The 16062-nt window shown below is 39.8% G+C and carries 15 protein-coding genes; 11 read left to right on the top strand and 4 right to left on the bottom strand.

The features are described from left to right. Positions 1–27: 27 nt before the first annotated feature. Entirely contained in the window at positions 28–1584 is a 1557-nt protein-coding gene (locus ABJV04_RS17590) for a bifunctional GNAT family N-acetyltransferase/carbon-nitrogen hydrolase family protein (RefSeq protein WP_348492913.1), read from the top strand. Positions 1585–1607: 23 nt separating this feature from the next. Here the strand turns inward: ABJV04_RS17590 and ABJV04_RS17585 are convergent, their stop codons facing one another. After that, positions 1608–2864 (bottom strand): glycosyltransferase family 4 protein, encoded by a 1257-nt coding sequence (locus tag ABJV04_RS17585; RefSeq protein WP_348492912.1) that lies wholly within the window; start codon positions 2862–2864, stop codon positions 1608–1610. 106 nt (positions 2865–2970) lie between these two features. Here ABJV04_RS17585 and ABJV04_RS17580 point away from each other — a divergent pair, with 106 nt between their 5' ends. Beyond that, positions 2971–3996, top strand: coding sequence for a 2-dehydropantoate 2-reductase (locus tag ABJV04_RS17580; protein WP_348492911.1), 1026 nt, complete (start codon positions 2971–2973; stop codon positions 3994–3996). Positions 3997–4108: 112 nt separating this feature from the next. Next, positions 4109–4957 carry an HDOD domain-containing protein gene (locus tag ABJV04_RS17575; protein ID WP_348492987.1) on the top strand — a complete coding sequence of 283 codons (849 nt, stop codon included), beginning with the start codon at positions 4109–4111 and terminating at the stop codon, positions 4955–4957. Positions 4958–4972: 15 nt separating this feature from the next. Here ABJV04_RS17575 and ABJV04_RS17570 read toward each other — a convergent pair whose 3' ends face one another. Then, a complete protein-coding gene (locus tag ABJV04_RS17570) occupies positions 4973–5782 on the bottom strand; it encodes a thioesterase family protein (RefSeq protein ID WP_348492910.1) in 810 nt (269 codons plus the stop codon). A gap of 257 nt (positions 5783–6039) precedes the next feature. On the opposite strand from ABJV04_RS17570, the gene ABJV04_RS17565 reads away from it, so the two are divergent. After that, positions 6040–7365, top strand: a complete 1326-nt coding sequence (locus ABJV04_RS17565; protein ID WP_348492909.1) for an MFS transporter — start codon at positions 6040–6042, stop codon at positions 7363–7365. Between the two features lie 106 nt (positions 7366–7471). Here the strand turns inward: ABJV04_RS17565 and ABJV04_RS17560 are convergent, their stop codons facing one another. Then, positions 7472–7771, bottom strand: a complete 300-nt coding sequence (locus ABJV04_RS17560; protein WP_348492908.1) for a hypothetical protein — start codon at positions 7769–7771, stop codon at positions 7472–7474. A 193-nt stretch (positions 7772–7964) separates the two neighbouring features. Here ABJV04_RS17560 and ABJV04_RS17555 point away from each other — a divergent pair, with 193 nt between their 5' ends. After that, positions 7965–8786 (top strand): alpha/beta hydrolase, encoded by an 822-nt coding sequence (locus ABJV04_RS17555; RefSeq protein WP_348492907.1) that lies wholly within the window; start codon positions 7965–7967, stop codon positions 8784–8786. A gap of 48 nt (positions 8787–8834) precedes the next feature. On the opposite strand, the gene glgC is transcribed toward ABJV04_RS17555, so the two are convergent. Next, positions 8835–10097 (bottom strand): glucose-1-phosphate adenylyltransferase, encoded by a 1263-nt coding sequence (gene glgC, locus ABJV04_RS17550; protein ID WP_348492906.1) that lies wholly within the window; start codon positions 10095–10097, stop codon positions 8835–8837. 227 nt (positions 10098–10324) lie between these two features. Between glgC and ABJV04_RS17545 the strand changes: the two genes are divergently transcribed. From ABJV04_RS17545 to ABJV04_RS17520, 6 genes are all read left to right on the top strand, one after another. Then, a complete protein-coding gene (locus ABJV04_RS17545) occupies positions 10325–11263 on the top strand; it encodes a helix-turn-helix domain-containing protein (RefSeq protein WP_348492905.1) in 939 nt (312 codons plus the stop codon). Between the two features lie 12 nt (positions 11264–11275). Further along, positions 11276–12241 (top strand): nucleoside hydrolase, encoded by a 966-nt coding sequence (locus ABJV04_RS17540; protein ID WP_348492904.1) that lies wholly within the window; start codon positions 11276–11278, stop codon positions 12239–12241. Between the two features lie 16 nt (positions 12242–12257). Beyond that, entirely contained in the window at positions 12258–12785 is a 528-nt protein-coding gene (locus ABJV04_RS17535; RefSeq protein ID WP_348492903.1) for an SRPBCC family protein, read from the top strand. Positions 12786–13192: 407 nt separating this feature from the next. Next, on the top strand, positions 13193–13522 hold the full coding sequence (locus tag ABJV04_RS17530) for a hypothetical protein (RefSeq protein ID WP_348492902.1): 330 nt from the start codon (positions 13193–13195) through the stop codon (positions 13520–13522). A gap of 86 nt (positions 13523–13608) precedes the next feature. Next, positions 13609–14865 carry a hypothetical protein gene (locus tag ABJV04_RS17525; RefSeq protein WP_348492901.1) on the top strand — a complete coding sequence of 419 codons (1257 nt, stop codon included), beginning with the start codon at positions 13609–13611 and terminating at the stop codon, positions 14863–14865. Positions 14866–14981: 116 nt separating this feature from the next. After that, positions 14982–15740, top strand: a complete 759-nt coding sequence (locus tag ABJV04_RS17520; RefSeq protein ID WP_348492900.1) for a penicillin-binding transpeptidase domain-containing protein — start codon at positions 14982–14984, stop codon at positions 15738–15740. The last annotated feature ends 322 nt before the right edge of the window (positions 15741–16062 follow it).

Genomic DNA, 16062 nt, shown 5'->3' with positions numbered 1-16062 from the left:
ATTCTAAAGCCTAATGATAGGAAATATATGTCTCAAGAAAATGAAGTAAAGTTACTGGCTCGAAATCTAACCGAATCCGATTTTGATGTGCTTAAAGTTATAATGAACAAGGTGTACCCAAATCTGGGCGGTTCTATTACTAAAAAGCGCTATTTGGCGATGTTAAAGATTTTTAGGGATGGACAAATTTGTATTGAAGACGATGGTAAAGTGGTTGCTGCCGCTTTTTCAGTTATCGTTGATTATGATAAATTTGGTGACGAACACACCTATGATGAAATTACCGGAAATTCCTATTTAACTACTCATGATCCCAATGGTGACGTGCTTTACGGTATTGAAGTTTTTGTTGATCCTGAGTACCGCAACCTGCGACTCGGTCGTCGGCTTTATGAGGCTCGCAAAGAGCTGTGCCAAAGCTTAAATCTGCGCGCCATCATTCTAGGTGGACGCATCCCCAACTATAAAAATCACAGCCATGAACTTTCACCGCAAAAATATATAGAGGCGGTGAAACGCCGTGATCTATATGATCCCATTCTTACCTTTCAATTATCTAACGACTTTGAAGTGAAACGGGTACTACGAGGGTACATGCCCGAAGACAAAGAGTCTGAGGGGTATGCAACTTTATTGGAGTGGTTCAACATTTATTATGAACCCAAAGAGCGCAAACTTTTTGGTCATCAAAAAGATTCTGTGCGAATAGGTTGTGTGCAGTGGCAAATGCGTGAAATGGAAAGTGTGGAAGAACTTCTGCAACAATTCGAGTATTTTGTAGATGCCTTGTCAGATTACCGTTGTGACGTGGCGCTCTTCCCTGAGTTTTTTAATGCACCTTTAATGGGCTTAGGGGACCAGAGCTCTTCCATTGAGGCCATTAAACATCTATCAACTTATACTGAAGAGATACTGAATGCTGTGTCCCACATGGCCGTAAGTTACAACATCAACATTATTGCCGGTTCAATGCCGCTTATTGAAGATGACTTGTTATACAACGTGGCTTACATTTGCAAACGGGATGGCACCATTGAATCCCAATATAAGTTGCATCCTACGCCGTCTGAGAAAAAAGATTGGGCCATGGAAGGGGGAGACCGGCTCACACTATTTGATACGGATTTTGGTCGTATTGGCGTACTTATTTGTTATGACGTGGAGTTTCCAGAGCTTGCCCGTTTGCTTAGTGAAGAAGAAATGCAAATTTTGTTTGTTCCCTTTTGGACTGACACAAAAAATGGCTATCTGCGAGTGAAGCGTTGTGCACAAGCTCGTGCCATTGAAAATGAATGTTATGTGGCAATTGCCGGCAGTATTGGTAATTTACCCAAGGTGGATAACGTCGATATTCAATACGGACAAACTGCGGTTTTCTCGCCGTCTGACTTTGCATTTCCCCATGATGCGGTAATGGCTGAAACTACACCAAATACCGAAATGACGTTAATTGTCGATGTCGATTTAAATAAGTTACAAATGCTACAAAATACAGGTTCAGTACGTAACTTTTTAGACAAACGTCGGGATCTCTATCGCATAGAGTGGTTAGGCGAAAAAAGTATTGTAAAACAGGTTAAATAAGCCAATTTATTGCTAGCAATAGGTCACTTTGGATGGGCGTTTTTCGCTTCTATCCACTGTGACATATATTGGGTACTTTTGTGGGAATGATGTTGTAGCATCATCCCAGTAAAATTCATTAATCTATGTTGTGATAAATGCGCTAAACAATCTTCCACTCTTGCTAATAGTTGCGGTTCGATAATGTTTGCATCGAAACGGGCTGCCAATACTTCGTAGCCATATTCTGACGCACTTTGCCATAGTTCAGCATCTTGGTATAAGGCAACCGCATTATCTGCTATTTGCTGCGGCGTGTCGGCAATGGCACCAGGCCACTTACCGCTATCATTCATACCTTGGCTACCTACACTAGTAGTCACGGAAGGGGTGCCTGTCCACATGGCATCAGCTAATTTACCTTTTAGACCAGCGCCAAATCTCAGGGGCGCAATACAGACTTTGCTTTGCTCTAACACCGTAAACGCGTCTTCAGCCCAGCCATCTACATAAAAACCGGTTTTCGGATTATGCAAGTCGGTGGCTTTTGGGGGAGGGTATGCACCGTAAATATGTAATTCTGCTGAAGGAATTTGTTTACGGATCAATGGCCAGATGCTCTGTTTTAGATATAAGACCGCATCCCAATTGGGGGCGTGGCGAAAGTTGCCAATACTTACAAAGTGCTGGCGTTGATTAAAACTTTTTGCCGAAGGGGTTAACTTTTTGATATCCAGTATGAAAGGGCAGTAATGTAATATCTCAGAAGGGACTTTGAATTGTTCCTGCAAAATTGACATTTCATACTCAGATATAACTAAGGTCAGATCACAGCGATAGATAGCGGCAATTTCGCGCATTGCCATATCACTTTTTAAATCTTGCTCAGTTAGCTCTCGCGACTGTTTATGCGCTTTATGCCGAGCATCTCGCAAACAATGTAGATCTTCAGTATCTAAAATTCGCAATGCATTGGGACAGTTTTTAGCGACTCGCCAAGAAAATTGCTCTTCCATCATGAAACGGTCAAATAACACCACTTGTGGATTTAGAGCACGAATAAACTCATCGAAAGAGCTGTTATTTAATTCAATACTGACTTCGTCCATTCCCAACTGGGTTAAATCAATCTTATGCTCAGTTTGCATAGCAGGGCTAGCAAAACATATTTGATAGCCAGCCGTTTTAAATAGCTTCAATAAGCTCAGCATATGCTTTCCTGCTGCCGATGAATTCGGTTCAGGCCAAACGTATCCTATGGCTAAAAGCTGTTTGGGTTTGCTGTTAAGTGGTTGAGTCATCTAACTATCTATTCGTGGCAAATCAATGGAGGTCGAGGATGATAACGTTATGTAGTAAAGTGGGAAAGAGCAAAGATCGCTTAATCTCAAAAAGATAGGACAGGTTATGCCACAACATTTAGTTTTTGGTGCAGGTTTGATTGGGTGTTACTTGGGAGCGAGTTTAGCCCACAAAAATCAGAATGTGACATTATTAGCGCGCCAACAAATAGCCAAAAAGTTAGCTCAAGGCATACTGTTAACGGATTATCTTGGGCATAAAGTAACAACGCCAAAACCAACTTTATTGTTACCCGATACTGAGTCGAAACAGGTTTTTGATGTAATTTGGCTAACCGTAAAGTGCACCGGTGTAGAAGCAGCGATAGCGCAATTACACACGTTGGTTCATCAACAAACTACCATTATTTGTTGTCAAAATGGTTTAGGCTCAGAAGCCGTTTTAAAACACGCTTTCCCAGATAATCGCGTATTACGAGCCATGGTGCCTTTTAATGTCGTTGAGTTAGCCGATGGCCACTATCATCGAGGTTCTGAGGGCATGTTTACTATTGAATCCAGTGATAACGATGGGGACTTTACTGAGCAACTCATTAACCGTATACAATCTCCAGTCTTACCGTCAACCTCTTGCAAGAAAATGACCCAACTATTGTGGGCTAAGTTACAACTCAACTTAGGTAATAGTGTTAATGCTTTGGCCGATATTCCAGTAAAACACATGTTACAGCAGCGAAAATATAGATTAGTGATGGCGAAAATGATGCGTGAGTTATTATTGGTGACCGAAGCAAAAGGTGTCGTATTACCAAAGTTGACTTCAGTTCCAGCTAAAATTCTACCCATTGTTTTAAGTTTACCTGACGTAATATTTAAAATTGTCGCCAATCGAATGTTGGCTATTGACGAAAATGTAAGAACCTCAATGTGGTGGGATATCAGCAATGGTAAACAAACAGAAATCGACTATCTAAATGGCGTCATAGTAGAGGAGGGGGAAAGGTTAGGGATAAACACCCCTGTGAATAAGAAAATTATAGGATTAATCCGAGGGTTATCTAATTCTCACTCAAGCTCTAGGAAGTCATTTTCCCCTGAAGAGTTGTATAATTTAGTCATAATGTCTCAATAATCGAAGTTTGGGATTATTTTTACTCTAAATTGAGAATAAATGTTCCACCTTTACGGCAAATTTTGTTAAATTAACTACACTGGAATACATAAGGTTTAACGGAGATAAAGTGATGCATGCATTAGACTATGCTTCTGAAGCAAAAGACATTTTCGTGTTACCTGATTCAGTACTTCAGATAAAAAGGTTAATAGATGACGACGCTAGCGGTATGGATGATATTGCTAATGTTATTAATTTCGATCCTGCTTTAACCGTGCAAATACTAAAAATCGCCAATAGTGCCCTTTATAAATTTCCTAGCAAAATAGAAACTGTTTCAAAAGCCATTCAAATCATTGGTACTAACTCTGTTTACGACCTAGTTGTCGCTTTCAGTATATGTCGAACATTCGAAGAGTTAGATTCAACTGTGATTGATTTAGAGCGTTATTGGGAAAATGCAGTTTGTTGTGCGTTACTGTGTAAGTATTTTGCTGAGCGTAAAAAGTTAAAAGAATCTGAACGTATATTCGTATCTGGTCTTCTGCATAATGTAGGTGAACTGGTTATGATCAGATTTAACCCTGATATTGCTAAAAAATGTGCACAAATTAATGAAAATGAAACGCCTTTGGATTTGCAGTTAAAATTATTAGGCGGGGCATCTTATGCTGATATTGGTTCTACCTTGGTTCAAATGTGGGGGATACCTGAAGCGATAATTACACCGATCCGCAACCAACATTTCAGTCAATATGAAGCAACAGATGTAGAACAACAAATAATGCAGTTAAGTTATATTCTGGCTCTAGATAATTGCAACCCTGAAATTTATTCGGGACATGCTAATTTAGAAGTAGAGTTATACGAAAAGTTAGGATTAGAAGATAGCGATTTAGATGCCGCGTTAAGCCATGTAGGCATGCAGAGTCTAAGCGTCCTTGCTATGTTTAACCCTGCTGCTGCATCTGTAATGTAAATTTCAGTTAGTGTTTTAATCAAAAATACCAACTGTCTGGCGACTGATCGCAATTAACTCTCCACTTTGATCCCAAACATTTCCTTCTGTATGAGCGTAACCGTCAGCGGCTTGTCTGGTTAAGACTTTAAAGGCAAACCAGTCAGCAGGTGAAAAATCTTGATGAGGATGAATAAATTCAACATTCCAACTCATAGTACTTGCTGGTGCTGGTAACCGCAGCATTTGCAGAACACTAGGTGGCCATGCATCGATTAAACTAATTAAATGTGCGTCGGTTATTTCTGCTGGTGGTTTTTTAAATCGCATCCAACCGTTAATTTCACTCTTTTTGCTGCCTGTGAACGGCATTCTACCCGCCATAAATGATAGATCGTAATAACGCAAAAATTTGGGGGTGATTTTTGGAATTTGCGGTAAAAACGAGCCTTTTTTCGGCATTTCCAACATATGGTTATCGTTATTTTTCACCACAACTTTTGATTTTCTAGCTACTCCAAAACAGACCTGACATGAAACACATGTTTTGCCATCTTGTACGATTCGTCCTAAAGCTTGGCTGGCATTTTTCCCTTGCCGTAAAATTTCGACCACTATTTCGAATTCTTTATCAACAAGTAAAGGACCGACGAAGTTACAGTTAAATGAGCGCATCACTCTATCATCATCAACCTGTATTTTTATGGCGGCATAAACCATGGCGGCAGATAACCCACCAAATACTGTTCGTCCTTGTCCCCACTCCTTTGGAATTATCAATGTGGGTTGTTCATCGGCGTTAAGACTATGGGTTTTAGCCTGTGCTAATAATTCATCTATTGTCATATGTTTTTCCTTAAAAGAGATGCTTTTATAACGGTAAGCTGGTCGGATGTCCAGTTAGGTTTTTGAGTTTTGATACTCAATAAAAGACAGCCAGAGTTGATTTTAAGTTCTTCTACTTTGTACCCCGCACTTCAATTGAACTATCAATCTGTATGATGATAATTATTTTATTTACAAATAGTTAACAGGATTGCTTGTTATTTTTAACGATAGGTCATTAGTATGAATATAGTTTTGAACATTACGTGGGAGTTAACATGTCAAACAAAGCTATAAATGATGCTGGTGGAGACGCTAAGCAAGGAGAAGTTAGCAGTAAGTACCGGATGTATGTGTTAGTCATATTGACGTTAGTTTATGCATTTAACTTTATTGATAGACAAATTATTGGCATTTTATCGCCAATGATAAAAGCAGATCTTGGTTTAGATGATGCACAACTAGGTTGGCTCAAAGGTATTTACTTTGCTCTTTTATATACCTTCGTTGGTATTCCTATAGCGTGGCTAGCAGACAAATATAGCCGAGTGAATATAGTCGCAATTTCGTTGACTCTGTGGAGTGGGTTCACAGCTCTGTCAGGCCTTGCAACAAGTTATTTTCAACTTGCCATAGCTCGAATCGGCGTTGGCATTGGTGAAGCTGGCGGTAGTCCACCTTCCCATTCAATGATTTCAGACCTTTTTCCAAAAGATAAACGAGCAGGGGCCTTGGCTTTTTATTCTTTGGGTATTCCATTTGGGGTTATGTTGGCATTTTTTGCTACTGCGTTTCTAATTAAAGGTGGTAGTGCAGATTGGCGTGTAGTGATGATTAGTGTGGGCTTACCTGGGATTGTCTTAGCCCTGCTATTAAAGTTCACCGTAAAAGAGCCTGTACGCGGCGGAGACAATGATAAGGCCAACTTAGAGACAGTGCCTTTCAAACAAGCAATTAAAACCTTACTAACTATCCCTTCATGGTGGGGAATGTGTATCGGTATTTCCTTTGGATCTTTTGGTAACTACGCTATTTCCACTTGGATTATTGACTTTTTTGTACGAGCACACCCAGATTTTAGCTTTTTCAATTTGCTTATTTTTATGGGGATCAGCAATGGTACTGCCTATGCGGCGGGTGTTTGGATTGGTGGTGCTTTAGTTGATAAATGGGGTAAGAAAAACAAAAAGGCTTACGGTTTAGTGCCAGCTGCTATGTTAATGGTGGGAGCTCCAGCGTTGTATATGGCTTTGCAAGTTGGTAGTCCAATATTATCATTAGTTTTATTGACCGTACTGCTATTCACCAGTGGTGCATATTTAGGTCCATCTTTTGCGTTGGCTCAAACATTAGCTCCTGTGAGAGTGAGAGCGATGTCTACAGCGTTATTTTTCTTTGTACTCAATATTATCGCTTTGGGCGGTGGTCCTACCTTCATTGGTATTTTGAGTAATATGCTAAGTGATACTTATGGTGAGGTGGAGTCTTTGAGACTGGCATTAAGTTGGTTAGTTGTGCCTTATATCTTGTCAATATTAGCGTTTTATTGGACATCTAGACGAGTTAATCGAGATTGGGAGATTGCTGAGCAACGTAACGGATAAAAAAATGCCGCTCCGGGGAGGAGCGGCGATTACCATCAGGAGATGGGAAAGTACCACTAAGTATCAAAGGAAATGGTTTGGGTCTAAATTGGATTATCCAATTCGGTTAATCGGTTGAACTTACAAGTTGTTTGTCGTTTGATTCTTTCGACAACAAACTTGCATTTTCTAAACTGGTAGTTGATAACAATTGCTTTCCGCTGCAGGTCGTGACTGCAAAGTGTTGTGACATTAGCGTTGAATCGTTACCTGCTTTATCAGTTAACGTTTCGGTTGCCTTAACACTAGAAGCATTTATATTATCGCAAACCATTTCCATTGATGCGTTAATAGATGCATTGGCAAAGCTCGAAACACCTAAAGTAGCGATACTGGCTACCATAAGAAGCTTTATTTGTGCTTTCATATTGACCTCAATTGGATGGTTTGTTGTTTAACTTGGGTTGATTCTGGTCCATGGGAGTGAATAAATAAATCTGCTTGCTGATACTTAGGTATTCGTAGTTATACCCAAAAATTTAAATCAAAATTGATTACAAAAATGAGGGGGAGTCGGTCGATTAGCCCTTAAAATATTTACAGAGAAAATTAAGATAATAATGACAAGTCATTCGAAGATACATTTTGCTCATGCTAACGGATTTCCCGCAGGAAGTTATCGCCTTTTATTAGACTCATTAGGTCAAAATTTTGAGGTGATTGCTATCGATAAACTGGCACATAATGCTAACTTTCCTGTTGTATTGGGCTGGCAAAATCAAGTTTCTGAATTGGTCGCATTTTTACAAGAAAAACAGGCAGAGCCATGTTATTTGGTTGGGCATTCCTTTGGCGCCGTTGTTTCTTATTTAACGGCTTGTCAGTATCCGCAAATGGTCAAAGGTTTAGTACTGCTTGATCCACCGTTAATTACAGGCCTAACCAGCTTACTATTTAAAAGTGTACGTAAATTGGGGTTTGGCGATAGGTTGTCGCCAGCTAAACAAGCAATGAATCGATGTACTTCTTGGCCAAAAGGGACCAATGTAGAAGACTACTTTAAAGGCAAAGCGTTATTCAAAGATATGCATCCAGAATGTATCGCCGATTATGTGGGCTCTGCTGTAAAAGAGTTGCCTGATGAGTTTAAATTAGATTTTGACCATCGAGTAGAAGCCAATATTTTTAGAACAATTCCGTTGAATTTAGAGCGCTATAAATTACCTGATAATTTACCTGCTGTGATTATTACAGGAGAAAAAACCAAAGTCTGTAAGAATACGTTAATTGCGCCTTTTATTAAAAAGAACAAGCTAGAGCATCTTGTGGTTAAAGGCGGAGGGCATATGTTTCCATTAGAACAGCCACAGCTAGTTGCAACTATGATCAACGATAAAATTAGCCAATGGGATTCGCAGAAGAAAACAGAAGGAGTAGTTTGAGTCGTAAATAACGATATTTTCAACTCAAACTACTTAAAGGTTATAAATTTAATATCCTACGGGTAAACCGAGCATTTCTCTGGTTACAAGCGTCACGCCTTTTTCGGTCACTCTGAAGCCTCTTGCCTCATCATCTTGGCGACTATGACCAATAACGGTTCCTTCAGGAATAATACAACCCCTGTCAATAATTGCGCGGCGTATACGACAATGACGTTTGATTTCAACATCAGGTAAAATTACCGATTCATCAACTACAGTGTAGGAGTGAACTCGTACGTTGGAGAAACAAACACTTTTGCGTACGGTAGCGCCAGAGATGATACATCCACCTGAAACTACAGAATTGATGGCTGCACCGCGTCTATTATCTTCTTCCCAAACGAACTTAGCGGGAGGAAGTTGCTCTTGATAAGTCCATATTGGCCAACGTTTATCGTATAAGTTTAACGCTGGTACAGGCTGAACCAGTTCCATATTAGCGGTCCAAAATGAATCTAAGGTACCCACATCACGCCAGTACACTTCACGTTGGTCAACCTCATCAAAGGCATAAGCGTAAACAGGTTGATCCTTGATAATATCTGGGATGATATCTTTACCAAAATCACGATCTGAGTTGGATTTTTCTGAATCTCGTTTTAGTTGTTCGAATAAAAACTCAGTATCGAATACATAGTTGCCCATGGAGGCTAAACACATGTCTGGTTTGCCTGGAAGCGGGGAGGGGTTTTCTGGCTTTTCTTCGAAACCGTTAATACGCATGGTTTCATCAACTGACATAACACCAAATTGGCCTGCAGCTTCTTCTATTGGGACCGGCATACAACACACCGTCATTTTTGCGCCAGATTCCGCGTGGCGTGCCAGCAAAGTACCATAATCCATTCGATAGATATGATCACCGGATAACACCATTACATATTTGGGTAACTCGTGACGAATAATATCGATATTTTGAAATACCGCATCTGCCGTTCCCTGATACCAGTTGTCTGAAGAACGTTGAGATGCAGGGAGAATCTCCACTGATTCACCCAATTCTTTTTTGAAGTGTCCCCAACCTCTAACTAGGTGACGAATCAATGAGTGAGATTTATATTGGGTAACAACACCAACTCGACGAATTCCGGAGTTAATACAGTTGGAAAGGGGAAAGTCGATTATTCGAAATTTACCGCCAAAATATAAAGCCGGTTTTGCCCGCCAAGTTGTTAATTCATGCAACCTAGAACCGCGGCCGCCAGCTAAAATTAGAGCATATGTATCACGTGTTAAATTACTGATATAACGGGGGTTCTGTCCTTCCATATAATTACTTCCTCAAACAATTAGTAAGAATGTTGGCTCAAAGTGATTAAAACTAAATTTTCCCTTTGATGTAACGAGTTTGGCACGTACTTTAGTCAAAAACAATTTGAATTGTTAAAAAATTATTAAAGATACTTTTGCTAGCTTATTGTTAGACTGGCAAATTAATTATAATTCGCTAATATTAGGCCAGTTTCAATCGTTGCAGTATCGAAAAGGAATCGAAAATGCATCATATGGCGATTTTAGTTACGGATAATTTTCCAGTCTTTGAGCTAGGTTGTGCATTGGAAGTTTTTCACTTACCGAGGCAAGAAGTATCTCCGTGGTATAAGAGTGATGTTATAAGTTTTGACGGCAAACTGTTAGCTTCTTCTACCGGATTATTGATGCAGGTCAATGAGGTAACTGAATTACTTCACTACGATATTTTATTAATCCCAGGCTGGGACATTCATTCACGTAAAATAAAGTTAGCGCTTGCGGAGCAAATCGTTGCATTTCATAGTTTGAATAAACGAATTATTACGTTTTGTTCAGGCGCTTTTTTGCCCGCTCAATTGGGGCTATTAAATAATTGTAAAGCGACGACTCATTGGCGATATGCTGAATTGTTTAAACAGCGATTTCCTTTAGTGGAGTATATGGATAACGTTCTTTATACTCAGCAAGATAATATGTATTGTGCCGCGGGCAGCGCATCTGGTCTTGACCTATCGTTAGAGATCGTGCGACAAGACTTCGGCCATGAGGTCGCGAATTTAGTTGCTAGACGATTAGTTATTTCTCCCCATAGAACGGGTGGCCAGGCACAATTTGTAGAAACTCCAATGCCGCAAAAGCATCATAAGTTTGCCAGAACTTTGCAATGGGCAATTAAAAAGTTGGATAAAATCTCTAAAGTGGATGATTTAGCTGAGCATGCCAATATGTCTAGACGCAGTTTTGATCGTCACTTTAAAGCCTCTGTAGGTATGCCACCAAAAGAATGGTTAAATCAACAGCGAATTAGATTAGCCAAAGAAATATTAGAGCACGATCGTTTATCTATGGACGAACTTGCTTCACGCGTCGGGTTTGATAATACCGTCACCCTAAGATTTAACTTCCATAAATTTGTTGGTATTTCTCCAAGTGAATATCAACAACAGTTTTACCAAGGTTAATAAGAGAAATTAATGCCAATAAAAAATCAACACAACTCAAGTACAGAAAAACAAAAAGTCATATTTGATCACGATGGTGGGGTAGACGATTTATTATCCCTCATCTTGTTATTAACAATGGATCATATCGACTTATTAGCAGTCACAATTACACCAGCAGATTGCTATTTGTCAGATGCAACTACATCAACGTTAAAAATCTTGTCTATGTTCAACCGTACTGATGTACCTGTGGGCAAGGGGATATTACATGGTGAAAATGCGTTTCCTGCCGACTGGCGCGCACAACCTAAAATATGTAACGTGTTGCCAGATATGCTGGCGCAAAGTTTTGATCAAAACCAAGTCTCTGAATTAAGTGCAGATGAGTTGATCAACGCCTGTTTATCTAACGCTGAGAACGTCAGTGTACTTATGACTGGCCCAAGCACTAACTTAGTTGCTGCTCTTGAAAAACAGCCGCAATTAAAGGCTAAAATTAAAGATGTTATCTGGATGGGCGGAGCCGTTGATGTGGCTGGTAATGTGGCCATGTACAACCATGATAAAAGTGCAGAGTGGAATGCCTATTGGGATCCCGTTGCCAGCCAAAAGCTTTTTGCTTCCGGTTTAGTTGTTAAGTTAATTGGCTTAGACGCGACTAACTGTCTGCCGGTAAATATAGATTTTTTGAGCCAATTGGCGGAACAAAAACAATATCCCATTTCAAATATAGCTTGTCAGTTTTGGGCAACCACAATCAATACCATTCCTAGCTATGAATTTACCTATTTTATGTGGGATGTTTTAGCCACTTGCGTGTTAGCGCTGCAAGGTGATGAAATTGAATTTCAACCTGTAAAGTTAAATGTGGCGACAAGCGAACCCAATGCAGGTCAGACATATCGGGATCCAGAGCAGGGCTTTGATATCGACGTGGCGTTTAATGTCGATAAAGATGCTGTTCTAAACTATATATTAAAACAATTTAGATGTTGATCTAGGAGAACCTCACATGGCAGCCCTCAAAAAAATTGTATTCGCAATTTTAATACTACTTACTTTGTTTATTGTATTTGGGTACTTTTTGCCATCTGAATATCGAGTACAACGGAGTATTACAATTAACGCCTCGGCGGATAACATTTATCCGCAAGTGGCGGATCTTAAACAATGGCGCAATTGGGGTGTTTGGTATCAACGGGATCCCGATATGCAAGTAGAGTTTTCAGGCGAAAGTGCATCCATAGGCATGCAATCTTCTTGGCAAAGTGTGTCAGAAGGCGATGGTATTATGACAATTTCTGCATTAGAGCCAGACCAAAGTGTCACCTATGAACTCTACTTTTCTGCCTTTGATATGACATCCCAAGGGCAATTAACCTTTCAAGAAAACAATGACCAAACATTAGTCACTTGGATTGGTACTGGTGATGTTGGACGAAACCCTATTAACCGCTACTTTGCACTCGCCATGGACTCGTTAATTGGCCCAGATCTCCAACAAGGCTTGGAGAACTTAAAAGGTGTTATGGAAGATTAGAGTTCAACATTTAAATTGAGTGAAGTAGTGGTGACGACAAGTTGAATGTTTTTTGTCTAAAGTCAGATTACCAACAAATAGACTGTATTGCTCGCTTTTGGGCTGTAGGCTTCCGTTGGCTAAGTGCCCGATGCCGCCATTCAAACTTTTTGGTAGATCAATGTCACCGCCACACCGATTATTGTGATTACATACAGGTTTAACTTCGAAGCCGTAATTATGCAAGATCACTGGTAATTGCCGTATTTTCACAGAGGGAAAAGTAGAAATCTGAAAAAACCTATATGTTGTAATAAGTTACCCCCTGTGATTAAAATAGGTTAAATTTATATACGGCAAAAGCCTGTGTTTAAACACGGACTTTTGCGACTTATTAATACTGTTATGCACCTAAAAGGAATTAAGTAATGTGGCATTACATAGCATCAGGTATTTTAATTGTAATCGTGATTGCAAACTTGTTTTTCATTGTATGGTCTGCCTTAGAGTTCAAGAAAGACTGGCCAATTATTTCAGAATCTTGGAAACAAATGGAGGCGTTTGAGAAGCGTCTTTTATATATGGGCCTTACTTTTTTCATTGCTATACCTGCACTTAAAGACCATTCAGCTAACGATTTTTATGTTGTAAAAGTTTTAATCGAAATATTACCTGCATTAGCGGGTAGTTTTTTTGTCGCTGGAGTTCTAGCTTTTATGAGGCAAGTACATGAAGTTCGTGGCAGCAATGGTGTATAACAAATGCATTAAGTCGGATTTGTCACAAGAGCGGTGCCAAACCGCTTATGCAAAGAGTTATACAATAAAAATGGAGTCACTAAAAAATGCTTAGGCGAGATAATTTACTATTTTATGAAGGTGATCTGCACGGAACGCTAGACAATCAAACTCGCCAAATAAACGAGAAAGTTAACGCTATTCCAAAAGACCAATTTCTATCCACTCCTGAAGAAGATTTGATTGAACACTTGTGTTCTCAACTTCATATTGAGCCCCTTGAACTTCACGAAGACTCTATGGAAATGGAGCAACAAGAAGTGCAAATAGATGTTAGCGGCTACAGAGACAGAAATCCTTTTGGTGACCGGGGGCCGATAAATGTACATGGCATCCGCATAGTGGTTTCTATACCTTTTATAGGTGAATCTGTTTTATGGAAGCTTCGTCCCAATACCTACCAATCAGTATTTCCCCGAGCTGATATCCGTGAGGCAAGAGGAGACACAGCAGGTAGCGTTGAATTGGTATTTGAACAGCCATCCGATGCGCAACCGGAGCAATTGAAAAACAATCTAGAAAGTGAACTAAAGAGTATTCGATTTTATGTTGACGCCCAAAGGAATCAAATTGAAGGATTTAATAGTTCAGTGCCTCAAAATATACGAAGAGCAGTACAAGCAAGGCAAGAAAAGCTTGAAAAACATGATGGCATAGCTGATTTGTTGGGGATACCGTTAAAAAGAAGGGAGGGGACACCATCGGTTAAACCAATACACATAAAGAGAACACTCGTCAGGCCATTACCTCCACCTCCAAAATCTGGTTATAAGCCTGAGCCTGGGATCAGTGAGGACGACTATGAACATATTCTTTCAGTCATTCGTCATGAAGGCCGAACTTTTGAAGCAACACCAAGAACTTACGCTGTTCACGATGAAGAGGAACTCCGAGACATAATACTTGCGCACCTGAATGGTCACTATCAAGGTGGAGCCACAGGAGAAACATTTCGCCGCAGTGGAAAAACAGATATCCGAATTGAAGACCAAGATAGGGCTGCATTTGTTGCGGAATGTAAAGTGTGGCGCGGACAAAAGGAGTTACTTGCTGCAGTAGATCAACTGCTTGGCTACCTTACTTGGCGAGACTGTAAAGCATCAATAATAGTATTCAATAAGCACAATGCAAAATTCACTGAATTGATTGATAAGGTCCCAAGTTCATTGACATCTCACCCAAACTTCAAGCGAGACTTAGGTCAACAAGGAGACGGGGAGTGGCGTTTAGTGTTTACGTCACAAGAGGACGAATTGAGACAAGTAATAGTAAATGTTTTTGTTTTTAACATATATGTTGCATAACAATCGTATTCACATGGACAAATTAAAGCCACTCCACTTCGTTACGCAGCTTAAATTTCCCAGTGATGCGAGGCGTGATGCCACCATGTTACTCACCCATTAATACCGGAATAGCTATGAAGTATTTAGGATTGATTATTATACTGGCTTTCTCAGCCAATATATATGCTGTAGAGAAAGAGATAGAAAGCCTTTACAAGGCAAACAATATTAATGGGTCAATACTCATTGAATCCGCTGATGGTAAACTAAAATATCAATATAACGTTAATAAAAAAGAAAGCTTTATACCTGCTTCAACATTTAAAATACCCAATACTTTAATCATACTTGAGGAGGGTTTGATTAAAGACCTTTCTGAAGTCATTCCTTGGGATGGTGTAGAGCGCGAATACGCCCCATGGAACAAAGATCAAACTCTTAAAACCGCTTTTCAATATTCATGTGTATGGTGTTATCAGCGCTATGCCAAAATAGTCGGCGACACTAAGTATCATGAGTATCTTAGAAGTTTTGACTACGGAAACCAATTAACTGGTAGTGAGATCACACGATTTTGGCTTGATGGCGAACTAAGAGTTTCAGTAAAAGATCAAATTGGTTTCTTACGTAAATTATATGAAGATAATTTACCAATACAGGAACAGCATATTAAAACACTGAAGGATATTATGTTGTCAGAGAGTAGTAACAAGATAAAGATCTGGTCCAAAACAGGTTGGTCTGGAAAAGACGGATGGTATGTGGGTTATCTTGTTGTTAACGAGCAAACATGGTTTTTTGCAAACCACATTGAGATAAACCAAAGCTCAGATTTGGCGCTGAGAAAGAAACTTACAATGGATGCATTCAAGGCTCTCAAAATTGTTCAGTAATAATTGGCATAACAAGCGCATGTTGCCGGACTGTTTTTCCACTGCGCTGCAGATTTCGCAATTTATGGTGTATTCTGCACAGGCCTTCTAGACGGCGTTACGCCAGATTTTTCTGCATTGACTTCTAAACACCCAAAGTTACAACAATGGCATAAACGAGTGGCGAAGGTGTCACGCCACCTAACACATATGAGCCTCAGGTTAGTCAATAGGTATTAGTGTGCTTTTGATCTTTCTTTCAGATCAATCCAAATCTCTGAGCTAAGCGGTTTACTTCATCTGTCTTTGTGACTATTAGGCAATCGCCTACAGCAAACACATA

It is taken from the genome of Aliiglaciecola sp., from assembly GCF_039982535.1.
Classification (GTDB): domain Bacteria; phylum Pseudomonadota; class Gammaproteobacteria; order Enterobacterales; family Alteromonadaceae; genus Aliiglaciecola.
Note: the sequence above shows the minus strand (reverse complement) of the source record. Positions and strands in the feature narration are given on the sequence as shown.

What these genes read in the sequence shown, in the direction of transcription:
- ABJV04_RS17590 (WP_348492913.1), top strand. Translation starts at nt 28, where the DNA reads ATGTCTCAAGAAAATGAAGTAAAGTTACTGGCTCGAAATCTAACCGAA.
- ABJV04_RS17585 (WP_348492912.1), bottom strand. Translation starts at nt 2,864, where the DNA reads ATGACTCAACCACTTAACAGCAAACCCAAACAGCTTTTAGCCATAGGA.
- ABJV04_RS17580 (WP_348492911.1), top strand. Translation starts at nt 2,971, where the DNA reads ATGCCACAACATTTAGTTTTTGGTGCAGGTTTGATTGGGTGTTACTTG.
- ABJV04_RS17575 (WP_348492987.1), top strand. Translation starts at nt 4,109, where the DNA reads ATGCATGCATTAGACTATGCTTCTGAAGCAAAAGACATTTTCGTGTTA.
- ABJV04_RS17570 (WP_348492910.1), bottom strand. Translation starts at nt 5,782, where the DNA reads ATGACAATAGATGAATTATTAGCACAGGCTAAAACCCATAGTCTTAAC.
- ABJV04_RS17565 (WP_348492909.1), top strand. Translation starts at nt 6,040, where the DNA reads ATGTCAAACAAAGCTATAAATGATGCTGGTGGAGACGCTAAGCAAGGA.
- ABJV04_RS17560 (WP_348492908.1), bottom strand. Translation starts at nt 7,771, where the DNA reads ATGAAAGCACAAATAAAGCTTCTTATGGTAGCCAGTATCGCTACTTTA.
- ABJV04_RS17555 (WP_348492907.1), top strand. Translation starts at nt 7,965, where the DNA reads ATGACAAGTCATTCGAAGATACATTTTGCTCATGCTAACGGATTTCCC.
- glgC (WP_348492906.1), bottom strand. Translation starts at nt 10,097, where the DNA reads ATGGAAGGACAGAACCCCCGTTATATCAGTAATTTAACACGTGATACA.
- ABJV04_RS17545 (WP_348492905.1), top strand. Translation starts at nt 10,325, where the DNA reads ATGCATCATATGGCGATTTTAGTTACGGATAATTTTCCAGTCTTTGAG.
- ABJV04_RS17540 (WP_348492904.1), top strand. Translation starts at nt 11,276, where the DNA reads ATGCCAATAAAAAATCAACACAACTCAAGTACAGAAAAACAAAAAGTC.
- ABJV04_RS17535 (WP_348492903.1), top strand. Translation starts at nt 12,258, where the DNA reads ATGGCAGCCCTCAAAAAAATTGTATTCGCAATTTTAATACTACTTACT.
- ABJV04_RS17530 (WP_348492902.1), top strand. Translation starts at nt 13,193, where the DNA reads ATGTGGCATTACATAGCATCAGGTATTTTAATTGTAATCGTGATTGCA.
- ABJV04_RS17525 (WP_348492901.1), top strand. Translation starts at nt 13,609, where the DNA reads ATGCTTAGGCGAGATAATTTACTATTTTATGAAGGTGATCTGCACGGA.
- ABJV04_RS17520 (WP_348492900.1), top strand. Translation starts at nt 14,982, where the DNA reads ATGAAGTATTTAGGATTGATTATTATACTGGCTTTCTCAGCCAATATA.